12 protein-coding genes are annotated in these 9,796 nt (G+C 40.8%); 2 read left to right on the top strand and 10 right to left on the bottom strand.

Going from position 1 to position 9,796, the window contains the following annotated elements:
- Positions 1 to 300: 300 nt before the first annotated feature.
- The 3 genes from LWH95_RS12995 to LWH95_RS12985 form a co-directional block, all read right to left on the bottom strand.
- Positions 301 to 1,233, bottom strand: a complete 933-nt coding sequence (locus tag LWH95_RS12995) for an HTTM domain-containing protein (RefSeq protein WP_133487033.1) — start codon at positions 1,231 to 1,233, stop codon at positions 301 to 303.
- 32 nt (positions 1,234 to 1,265) lie between these two features.
- The gene (locus LWH95_RS12990) at positions 1,266 to 1,874 is read right to left on the bottom strand and encodes a DUF5819 family protein (RefSeq protein ID WP_232919718.1); all 609 of its coding nucleotides are present in this window, start codon (positions 1,872 to 1,874) and stop codon (positions 1,266 to 1,268) included.
- Between the two features lie 192 nt (positions 1,875 to 2,066).
- Positions 2,067 to 2,405 carry a hypothetical protein gene (locus LWH95_RS12985; RefSeq protein WP_133487029.1) on the bottom strand — a complete coding sequence of 113 codons (339 nt, stop codon included), beginning with the start codon at positions 2,403 to 2,405 and terminating at the stop codon, positions 2,067 to 2,069.
- 321 nt (positions 2,406 to 2,726) lie between these two features.
- On the opposite strand from LWH95_RS12985, the gene LWH95_RS12980 reads away from it, so the two are divergent.
- Positions 2,727 to 3,455: a YqjF family protein gene (locus LWH95_RS12980; RefSeq protein WP_232919717.1), complete on the top strand. Its 729-nt coding sequence runs from the start codon at positions 2,727 to 2,729 to the stop codon at positions 3,453 to 3,455.
- A gap of 48 nt (positions 3,456 to 3,503) precedes the next feature.
- Here LWH95_RS12980 and LWH95_RS12975 read toward each other — a convergent pair whose 3' ends face one another.
- From LWH95_RS12975 to mce, 3 genes are read right to left on the bottom strand one after another with little or no spacing between them, the layout of a single operon-like run.
- The gene (locus LWH95_RS12975) at positions 3,504 to 4,619 is read right to left on the bottom strand and encodes a tripeptidase T (protein WP_232919716.1); all 1,116 of its coding nucleotides are present in this window, start codon (positions 4,617 to 4,619) and stop codon (positions 3,504 to 3,506) included.
- A 17-nt stretch (positions 4,620 to 4,636) separates the two neighbouring features.
- The gene (locus tag LWH95_RS12970) at positions 4,637 to 6,160 is read right to left on the bottom strand and encodes an acyl-CoA carboxylase subunit beta (RefSeq protein WP_232919725.1); all 1,524 of its coding nucleotides are present in this window, start codon (positions 6,158 to 6,160) and stop codon (positions 4,637 to 4,639) included.
- The gene (gene mce, locus LWH95_RS12965; RefSeq protein WP_003236820.1) at positions 6,153 to 6,575 is read right to left on the bottom strand and encodes a methylmalonyl-CoA epimerase; all 423 of its coding nucleotides are present in this window, start codon (positions 6,573 to 6,575) and stop codon (positions 6,153 to 6,155) included. Before mce ends, LWH95_RS12970 begins: the two co-directional genes overlap by 8 nt.
- An 89-nt stretch (positions 6,576 to 6,664) precedes the next feature.
- On the opposite strand from mce, the gene prli42 reads away from it, so the two are divergent.
- Positions 6,665 to 6,757: a stressosome-associated protein Prli42 gene (gene prli42, locus LWH95_RS12960; RefSeq protein WP_019258837.1), complete on the top strand. Its 93-nt coding sequence runs from the start codon at positions 6,665 to 6,667 to the stop codon at positions 6,755 to 6,757.
- A 20-nt stretch (positions 6,758 to 6,777) separates the two neighbouring features.
- On the opposite strand, the gene LWH95_RS12955 is transcribed toward prli42, so the two are convergent.
- From LWH95_RS12955 to artQ, 4 genes are all read right to left on the bottom strand, one after another.
- On the bottom strand, positions 6,778 to 7,311 hold the full coding sequence (locus LWH95_RS12955) for a L,D-transpeptidase (RefSeq protein ID WP_003236823.1): 534 nt from the start codon (positions 7,309 to 7,311) through the stop codon (positions 6,778 to 6,780).
- Positions 7,312 to 7,362: 51 nt separating this feature from the next.
- Positions 7,363 to 8,331, bottom strand: coding sequence for an aromatic acid exporter family protein (locus LWH95_RS12950; protein ID WP_003236825.1), 969 nt, complete (start codon positions 8,329 to 8,331; stop codon positions 7,363 to 7,365).
- A 72-nt stretch (positions 8,332 to 8,403) separates the two neighbouring features.
- Positions 8,404 to 9,126 carry an arginine ABC transporter ATP-binding protein ArtR gene (artR, locus tag LWH95_RS12945; RefSeq protein ID WP_232919715.1) on the bottom strand — a complete coding sequence of 241 codons (723 nt, stop codon included), beginning with the start codon at positions 9,124 to 9,126 and terminating at the stop codon, positions 8,404 to 8,406.
- A complete protein-coding gene (gene artQ, locus LWH95_RS12940; RefSeq protein WP_003236829.1) occupies positions 9,119 to 9,778 on the bottom strand; it encodes an arginine ABC transporter permease ArtQ in 660 nt (219 codons plus the stop codon). Before artQ ends, artR begins: the two co-directional genes overlap by 8 nt.
- Positions 9,779 to 9,796: the final 18 nt, after the last annotated feature.

Below are 9,796 nucleotides of genomic sequence, written 5' to 3'. Positions count from 1 at the left end.
TTATTATATAGTCAATATTTTGTAAGAGTACTGCCATAATTTATCCCTCACTTAATTTTTTGGTCGCCATTAATATAGAGTACATAACTTTGTATCATTCCAAAGTTATTTTTGAGAAAGCATGATGTCATAATTAATTTTTTCTACATTTTCTTTTATTTTGATAATACATTTCTACTTTTAGTTTATCAATAGGCAAATTATCATTTTCAATAATGTTTAAAATAATCTAAATTCAATGGATTTTTATAAAATCTATGCTCGACTCATTTATACAACAATTATATAATTCTTATAAAGTTAGGTTGTTGTTGAAAGTAAGCCTTTTTTCTTTTTTTTTGTTTTAATACTTGTGAAGAATTTATATATTCTTTTATATTCCATATCCTTTATTAATAATAAATCCAAGGAAATCATGGCAATTGCAAATTGTACAAGCCCCATAAAGAAACCAATCGCAAGATGAAAACCTATAGAACCTATTAATATCAGCCATTTTAAATATTTATTCCAAATTAAAAAAGGAAATGCAATTTGACATAAAATCGCACTGTAAGAACCTATAACCACTAAATATGGATTATTATAAATGAAGTGAGCCAGGCTTGGAAGACTATATTCTTCAACGTTTAAAACATAGTAAAGAGCTGTGCCATTAGTCCACATATGCCCTTGAGCCTTAAAAAAACCAGAAAAGAAATATACTATACATAGTTGCGCAATACATGCATAGATTGCAAAATTGTGTGCAATATTGGCTACCTTATTTTTAGATATTTTATTATACTTTGATTTTATAGAAAAGTATTCACCCACATTTGCAAAAATTAAATAAAACATGCAGATAATTAAAATATTATTACCGCCATCCAAGGTAAAAGGGTTTCTTTCGTATAGAGACCAAACAAATACAAAATTTAGGAATCCTGTGATTCTAGTCTGAAAACCTACTAAATACAAAATAGCTATAATTAAACCTAAAAAATAAATTACCTCGAAATATAGTACAGTATCTGAGAACTTATATAGACTCCATACCTCATTATGATTTGTTTGTAATAACCCTAATGGGTATATCCCATCTGGTCCCCAAATATAATCTCGTTGAAGCAAATGGACTAAATAAGTATAAATAATATGAAAGCCGAAACCTATTCTTAATATGCTGGCCCCAATAAGATAGTTTTCTTTTTCAAAATGGTTTTTAAATTTCACTAATATATTTCTAATCATACTTTAGTTTCTCCCTTAATCCATTCTAAAAATTATTTAGCCATTGGCAATGTAAAAGACTGTGTTGGTAAATTAATTTCAAAATTTTTCTCTGTTTCATTTCCTTTTCCGTACTCAGGAAATAAATTTACTACCACTTTTTTTTCAACATTTGAAAAATGATAATTTGGATAAACTTCATTTAAAACTTTAGATGAAAATCTATTTAATATCATAAATTCTTCAGATTTATCAACATCCAAATTCTTTAAATAATCTTTATCACGGTCAATTCTATTTAAAAGCTCAGCTACAATTGAAGATTTCATACTGCTTTCTAATCTTAGAGGTGTTAGTCGGTTATTATGGACAACATTATTCAAGGGAGTACTAGCATCAATCCATTCAGTTTTTTTTAATTCGCCTGTTTTATCTTTGTATTCACCTCGAATATAAAGAATATTATTTGTGCTAACAGGATTTGGCGCAAAAAGTTTCCAATTTTGTTTGAATAAAGGCTCCATATAATTTTGAATAGTGTCATAATATTTATTACTGATTGGGTTTAAAGGGAAATTATAAAGTAGTGTAAATGAAAAATGAAAAACAAAGAGACTTGCCATTACAATTATCATTAAAGTTGACACGCTTTTTTTAATCATAATCATCACCATTTCTTTAACAAATCAAGGTCAAATAGTTTATATTTGCTTCTCACTATCTTACATAATTTATTCCGTTAATTTCCTGTTGATAAAATATGAGAGATAATATCAGCAATATTCACTCAGTGGAATTCATTGTTAATGACATCCATCTCCTCATTCTAATGAGGAGATGGATGTTTTAAAATATCATCTACCAAAGGAAGCTTCACTTTCAACTGGATCCTCTGACACACGGTAACAAGCATATTTTCGTGCTGGAGCAGCTGAATAAATTGATTGAGCTGTTGCTTTTTGAGCTTGTTTCCCCACCCAGTTTCCAGCTGCATCAACAAGCTTACCAGTGACATATCCTCCTACAGCCCATGCCAGATTAGCATTTTTAACTTGGACCGGTTCATCCGCCTCTTTGTCGAAATGGGTTACCATCTCTTTACCATCCGAATAATCAACATTTGAAGCAGCACAAACAATAGAATTACCTAGCAAGCCAAATCCTAAAACACCAGTAATCACTAATTTCTTCAAATTTAAATCCCTCCTTTAAATCATAAAAAATACTTATTTTGGATATATCTAGGTGACGATATAAAAGTACCACGCACTTACTTTCCTTACAATAGGAGATTTCATTTTTCAAAAAAATGAGAATATAGACCTAATTAAAATATATTTTAAATACTAATAGAATTAATATAAAATACTATATTTTACAATTATGCCAGTTGCGTTTTTTTGTTTTTCTAGAATGATGTTTCTACTTGTGTTTTCTCTAAGAAGAAATCAACTTCGTTTAAACCGAGAGAAACCGGGAATACCTTACTCACACCAACTGAAAGGAGCATATACGTGACGGAACGCTCTCAGCAAAAAAACATTTCTGTACCTGAAGGAATCTGGATCATGAGACAAACTTGGAATGATGTCTTATTTGCCCACTGGCCTGTTGATGCTTCTAACCTTCGGGCGATGATTCCGCCGGTTTTAAAGTTAGATACATATAACAGGCAAGGTTGGATCAGCATGCTTCCCTTTATGCTCACGGACCTGAGGGCGCGTTTTCTTCCTTCCATTCCCGGTGCTCGTGCATTTCCTGAGCTTAATCTCCGCATCTATGTCACGTATAAAGGCAAGCCCGGCATTTATTTTTTTAGCTTAGATGCTGATCATCGGCTGGCGGTTCTGGGCGCTCGCACGTTCTTTCATTTACCTTATTTTTACGCGGATATGAAAGCTGAAAAAAACAGTGATGGCATTGACTATGCCAGCAAGCGGAGAGACGACGGAGAAGCAGCATTCCGCACCGCATACCGGCCCATTTCAGCACCTTTTACAGCGGAAGAGGATTCGCTCGATTATTGGCTGACGGAACGATACAGACTCTACACCACTTATCGGAACAAACTCTATTACGAAGACATTCATCATCATCCTTGGCTTCTGCAACATGCCGAGGCCGAGTTTTCGGTCAATACGGTTGCTGAAGCTCACGATATATCATTGCCAGATTCAGACCCTTTGCTTCATTACGCTAAAAAACAGGACGTGTTATTTTGGCAGCTTAGGCAATGGCGCTGAATGCAAGAAAAAACCCGATGCGGGCAAGCGCACTCGGGTTTTCCTTTTTTATTTCGCTGCCTCTTCAATAATGGCAACAACCATTTCTGCCGTTTTAACGAGTTCTTCGATCGGCATTTTTTCATTCTTTGTATGAATTTGCTCATAACCGACAGCAAGGTTGACCGTCGGGATGCCATGGCCTGCAATAACGTTCGCGTCGCTTCCGCCGCCGCTTGTTTGCAGCTCGCTCGGACGTCCGATTTTAGCTGCCGCTTTTTTCGCGATTTCAACCACTTGGTCGCCGTCTTGATATTTGAAGCCCGGATACATGACTTCAATTTCGACTTCTGCCCGTCCGCCCATATCATTAGCGGCCTCTTCAAATGCAGCTTTCATTTTTTGAACCTGAGCTTCCATTTTCTCAGGAACTAAAGAGCGTGCTTCAGCAAGAATATGGACTTCGTCGCACACAATGTTTGTCTGTGTGCCGCCTTCAAACCGGCCGATGTTTGCTGTTGTTTCTTCATCAATACGGCCCAATGGCATTTTTGAAATGGCTTTGCTAGCGATTGTAATCGCTGAAATGCCTTTTTCAGGTTCAACCCCGGCGTGTGCGGTTTTCCCGTATATTGCCGCTCTTACCTTCGCTTGTGTCGGCGCGGCCACAATAATATTTCCGACTTTTCCGTCTGAGTCAAGGGCATAGCCGTAGGATGCCGTGATCATAGAACGGTCAAGCGCCTTTGCTCCGATCAGGCCTGATTCCTCACCTACAGTGATGATGAATTCAATCGTGCCGTGCTCAATATTTTCTTCTTTCAGCACTTTAATCGCTTCAAACATAGCAGCCAGCCCTGCTTTATCATCAGCGCCTAAAATCGTAGTGCCGTCTGTTTTGACATAGCCTTCCTCAACAACCGGTTTTACGCCGTTTCCAGGTACAACTGTGTCCATATGAGATGTAAAATAGATCGTATCTGCTTGTTTTGTCCCTTTTAATGTGCAGATCAGGTTTCCCGCTCCGTGGCCAGTGATATCCATTGTATCGTCTTCTTTAACGTCCACACCTAAATCAGAAAATTTTTGTTTCAGCACTTTGCAGATTTCTGCTTCGTGTTTTGTTTCTGAGTCAATTTGGACAAGCTCTAAAAATTCTTCCAGCAGGCGTTTTTCATTCACCATTTGTAAGTCCCTCCATGTTAAAGCGGTATGTTACCGTGCTTTTTTTTCGGTCTCTCTTCTGTCTTATGTGCAAGCATGTGAAAAGCTTGAATCAGTCTTTTCCTTGATTCTTCCGGCAAAATGATGTCATCAACCATTCCGCAGGCCGCCGCTTTGTATGGACCGGCGTTTTGCTTTTTGTATTCAGCGGTTTTTTCGCGTTTTGTCTTTTGCGGGTCGGCTGAAGCTTTTATTTCTTTTTCATACAAAATCGATGCCGCACCTTCTGAACCCATCACTGCGATTTCAGCATTCGGCCATGCAAACACAAGGTCCGCTCCGATTGCTTTGCTGTTCATAGCGACATAGGCGCCGCCATACGCTTTTCTGATAATGAGCGTGACTTTTGGGACGGTCGCTTCTGCATAGGCAAACAATAATTTTGCTCCGTGCCTGATAATTCCGTTATGCTCCTGCTGAACACCGGGCAGAAACCCCGGAACATCCTCGACAGTTAACAGCGGTATGTCAAAGGCGTCGCAAAAACGGATGAACCTCGCTGCTTTATCTGCAGCGTCAATCGTCAGGCTTCCCGCCAGATGCTTCGGCTGGCTCGCAACGATGCCGATCGTTTTTTCACCCAGCCTTGCAAACCCGATAACAATGTTTTTCGCAAAAAACGGCTGAATTTCAAAAAAAGACTGCGGATCAGCCAGCTCCTTAATTACCGTCCGCACATCATACGGCTTTGTCGTGTCAGCGGGCACGAGACGGTTTAATAACGGTCTGGAGGCCTCTTTCTCAGGTAGCGGCGCTGCTGTATGGCCATTCAGCGGCAAATAAGACAGCAGTTTTTTCACTCCTGTCAGAACCTCCTTCTCCGTATGTCCGGAAAAGTGGGCGTTTCCGCTGACGGCATTATGTATTCCCGCTCCGCCTAAGCTCTCCGCATCAACCTGTTCTCCTGTCACTTTTTCAATTACCTTCGGCCCGGTAATAAACATCCGGCCGGTCTGTTCAGCCATAAATATAAAATCTGTGAGTGCCGGAGAATACACAGCGCCTCCAGCACACGGCCCTAAAATAACCGATATTTGCGGAATGACACCGGAGTATAAGACATTTCGGTAAAATATGTGACCGTATCCATCTAATGATACCACACCCTCTTGAATTCTCGCACCACCTGAGTCATTCAGCCCTATAATCGGCGCCTTATTTTTCGCAGCCAGATCCATCAGTGCGCAGATTTTTTTGGCGTGGGTTTCGCCAAGCGCCCCGCCGAACACTGTGAAGTCTTGCGCAAATACATATACAGAGCGGCCATCAATTGTGCCGTACCCTGTCACGACTCCATCCCCTAACATACGCTGTTCTCTTGTTAACACTTGACTTTCCATGAAGGGATTCAACTCGATAAAGCTATCCTGATCAAGAAGAAACGTGATCCTTTCCCGAGCGGTGAGCTTTCCCTTTTGCCGCTGCTGAGCCAGCTTTTCATGTCCTCCGCCTTGTTCTGCCTGCCTGCGTCTCGTGTATAAATGATCAATATGCTCATTCATGTTCAACGGTTTGGACTCCTTTCGGCTCGCATAGCTCTACAAGAATGCCATTTGTTTCCCGCGGAGAAAGAAATGCGATCTTTTTCCCATTAGCTCCCTGTCTTGGATACTTGTCAATCAATTGAACTTGCCGGTCAGACAATGCTTGCAGCTGTTCAGATAAGCCGGTGCACAAAAACGCAACATGATGCAGCCCCTGCCCTTTCTTCTCCAAAAACAAACGGACGGGGCTGTCAGGTGTCAACGGTTCTATCAGCTCCAGCTTGACGCTTCCCGCTTGAAAAAAAGCAACATTCACCTTTTGCTCTTCAACCGTTTCTTGATGAAGAAACGCAAGCCCCAATATATCTTCATAAAAGCTTCTCGCTTCTTCTATCGAAAAAACAGCTATCCCAATATGGTCAAGCCTGTTCATTTTCATCCCTGCCTTCCGTCAATAGATATCGCTTGTCCGCCCTTTCAAAACACGCTAAAATATAGACAGATTGTCTAAGGAGTGAAATCATGTCTCAAAAACTGATGAAAAGCGTTTTAATCGTGATTTTGGGAGTTTTTATTCTTTCAACTGTACTCTCAGGAATCGTCATGTTTTTCTAACGATAAAAAAGCAGGCAACCTTATTGATTAGGAACATCCTGCTTTTTTATCAGAGCTTTATGCTCGATAGCAATCTCTTCAAAAGAGCGGGAGTCGTCCGTAATCAGCACTCTCGTACCCACCGGAATCGTTCGAAACAGATGAACGACCTCATCGTTATGCATACGTATACAGCCGTTAGACACAAATTTCCCTATTGATTCTTCCCGGTTTGTCCCATGAATTCCGTAAATCCGCCCGTCTGTTCCTTTCGCGTCAAATCCGATCCATCTTGCCCCAAGCGGGTTGTCAGGAGATCCTCCTTCTATATTTTTCTTTCTGTAGTAAGGATTCGCCGCTTTTACTGTTACCGAAAATTCCCCTTCAGGCGTCAGATCGTCTGTTTTTCCGGTCGCCACGCTGTACACTCCTTCTACTTTGTTGTCCAAGATGACAGCCAGTTCGTTTGTTCTCTTGTTGACAATGACATAAGGATCCCCCGGCAGCGGGTTTTCGCCAAGCGGCCAAATCGGTGAAATCATCATCATAAAAATTGAACATAAGAAAAAACGCATAAGCTCCTCCTTTTTCATTAGGTTGACCAATGAAGGAAGAGCTCATGCGAATCATGCGAGTGATTTTTGCGCTTTTATTCCTTTAAAATAGCTTTTGATCACTAAATATTGTTCCATTTCGCCGAGTAGATGGAAGAGAGCGGCTCGTGCTTCAAATTCCTCTCTTGTCGCTGGAAGCGGCATCTCCTCAAATTCTTTTCTCATGTCAGCAAGTCTTTTCAGAAATTTGTGCGCCGTATTTCCCGGGTGTATCGCTTCCCGCAAATCATGAATAAATTCAGCGATCATTTTTCCCTGATCTACTGTAATGGAGATGGAAGTCACTTTAGGGAGAAGGCGTTCAATAATTTCAAATTGCTTTTCTCTCATTTTAAAATAATGATAATGCAGATTTTCGTAGCGCAGAATGTGGTTTTGCACATCTCGGTACGCCAGGTTTTTCGCCTCCGTGATGAGCTGGTGTGTTTCCGGAATTTCCTTTCCAGTCCAATCTTGCTCACCAGTTAACAAATACCGCTCTATTTCTGCAAAAATGACAGCAAAGTTATCCTCTATCTTTTTGCGATAGGCAATCAGCTTCCGGTCAAGGCTCGGCATATACAAGTTCATCAAAAGAGCGACACCGATACCAACCGTAATTAACTGAACTTCATTCCAAATGAAAGCAAGCGTAATGCCGCCGGACATGTATAAATGAAGGATAATAACGGAACTGGTAACGATCCCCTCGTTAATTTTTAACAGAACCGTTATCGGAATGAATATCAAGAGAAGCGCTCCGATAACAAACGGATGATAGCCAATCAGCTCGAAAAAGAGATAAGAAAAAAGAATTGCCAGACAGCATGCGGCAAAGCGGGCCCACGACGCCTGAAGCGACCGTTTTTGTGTGATTTGAATGCACAAAATGGTGATGATTCCTGCTGATGCGAAGTTTTGCAAATGCAATAGCTGGCTTATATAAATAGCCAAAGCTGTTCCAAGCGCGGTCTTTATTGTGCGGTAACCAATTTTAAACATGTCGGACTCCATTTCTATTTGTTTCTTCAATAAAAAAGAAGAAGCTTTAGCCTTCTTCTTTTTTTCTATATTCTATAATATTTTCTCTAAAAAGTCCTGCGCTCTTTTGGATTTTGGCGAAAGAAAAAATTCTTTCGGATTGCCGTCCTCGACAATCATTCCTTGGTCCATAAACAGCACTCGGTCTGCCACTTCTTTTGCGAAGCCCATTTCATGTGTGACGATCACCATAGTCATGCCGGTTTCGACCAGCTCTTTCATAACCTGAAGCACTTCCTTAACCATCTCCGGATCAAGTGCAGAGGTCGGTTCGTCAAACAGCATGATTTCCGGATTCATCGCAAGTGCCCGGGCGATGGCGACACGCTGTTTTTGCCCGCCAGACAAGCGGTTTGGATAGTCATTTTTCTTTTCAAACAAACCGACTTTGCGGAGCAGCTCTTCAGCTTTTTCCTGTGCAGCCTGTTTTGATTCTTTTTTGACATTAACAGGCGCGTACATGATATTTTCGAGAACCGTTTTGTGCGGAAAGAGATGAAAATGCTGAAAAACCATCCCGATGTTTTCCCGGACCTTTAATGTGTTGGTTTTCGGCTTCGTGATCTCGTTGTCTTTGATTGTTATGGTTCCGCCGTTAGGTTTTTCCAACAGGTTTAAACAGCGAAGGAACGTTGATTTGCCTGAGCCTGAAGGGCCGATGACGGCAACAACCTCACCTTCAGCGATTGTTGTTGAAATGTTTTTTAATACTTCGTATTTCCCAAATGATTTTGACAGCTTTTCAACCTTAATCATTGGATTTCAGCTTCCTTTCTACAGCCTTGCCGATAAACGTTAAAATCAGGACAAGCACATAATAAATCAATCCGGCGATAATGAGCGGCTCAAGGTAATTGTAAGTGGCGGCGCCAGCTTGATAAGCGCGTCTCATGACATCACCAAGCCCGATGACGGTGACGATCGCCGATTCTTTTGTTAACGTGATTAATTCATTCACAATTGCAGGTGATATATTTTTGAAGGCCTGCGGCAACAGCAGATCCTTCATCATTTTGCCGTACGGGACACCCAGTGCGACAGCCGCCTCTTTTTGCCCTTTATCAATGGCGTTGATTCCGGCTCTGATAATTTCCGATACATAAGCGGCGGAATTCAATGACAATGCGACAACCGCAGCCCAAAACTGGTCAATTTGAAAGCCGAGCAGCTGAGGAAGCCCGAAATAGACAATCATAAGCTGCAGCACTAAAGGTGTACCGCGGAACACTGATGTATAAAAATCAGCGATCCAGATCAGAGGGCGGAACGTGCTGATCTTGCATAAGCTTAGCACAATACCCAGTATAAGTCCGATAATGGCTGATACGATGACAATTTTCAAAGTAATTGCCAAGCCTTCTAATATAAAAGGAATTTGGGGGATCGTTGCTGAAAAATCCAAATTCATAGTCTTTGTCTCCTTTTC

This window comes from Bacillus sp. G16, assembly GCF_021282335.1.
Taxonomy (GTDB): domain Bacteria; phylum Bacillota; class Bacilli; order Bacillales; family Bacillaceae; genus Bacillus; species Bacillus inaquosorum.
This window is presented reverse-complemented; position numbering and strand designations above follow the sequence as displayed.

Excerpts from the sequence above, each read along its gene's own strand:
- LWH95_RS12990 (WP_232919718.1), bottom strand. The coding sequence starts at position 1,874 with ATGATTAAAAAAAGCGTGTCAACTTTAATGATAATTGTAATGGCAAGT.
- LWH95_RS12950 (WP_003236825.1), bottom strand. The coding sequence starts at position 8,331 with ATGTTTAAAATTGGTTACCGCACAATAAAGACCGCGCTTGGAACAGCT.
- artQ (WP_003236829.1), bottom strand. The coding sequence starts at position 9,778 with ATGAATTTGGATTTTTCAGCAACGATCCCCCAAATTCCTTTTATATTA.
- prli42 (WP_019258837.1), top strand. The coding sequence starts at position 6,665 with ATGTCTCAAAAACTGATGAAAAGCGTTTTAATCGTGATTTTGGGAGTT.
- mce (WP_003236820.1), bottom strand. The coding sequence starts at position 6,575 with ATGAACAGGCTTGACCATATTGGGATAGCTGTTTTTTCGATAGAAGAA.
- artR (WP_232919715.1), bottom strand. The coding sequence starts at position 9,126 with ATGATTAAGGTTGAAAAGCTGTCAAAATCATTTGGGAAATACGAAGTA.
- LWH95_RS12955 (WP_003236823.1), bottom strand. The coding sequence starts at position 7,311 with ATGCGTTTTTTCTTATGTTCAATTTTTATGATGATGATTTCACCGATT.
- LWH95_RS12975 (WP_232919716.1), bottom strand. The coding sequence starts at position 4,619 with ATGGTGAATGAAAAACGCCTGCTGGAAGAATTTTTAGAGCTTGTCCAA.
- LWH95_RS12995 (WP_133487033.1), bottom strand. The coding sequence starts at position 1,233 with ATGATTAGAAATATATTAGTGAAATTTAAAAACCATTTTGAAAAAGAA.
- LWH95_RS12970 (WP_232919725.1), bottom strand. The coding sequence starts at position 6,160 with ATGAATGAGCATATTGATCATTTATACACGAGACGCAGGCAGGCAGAA.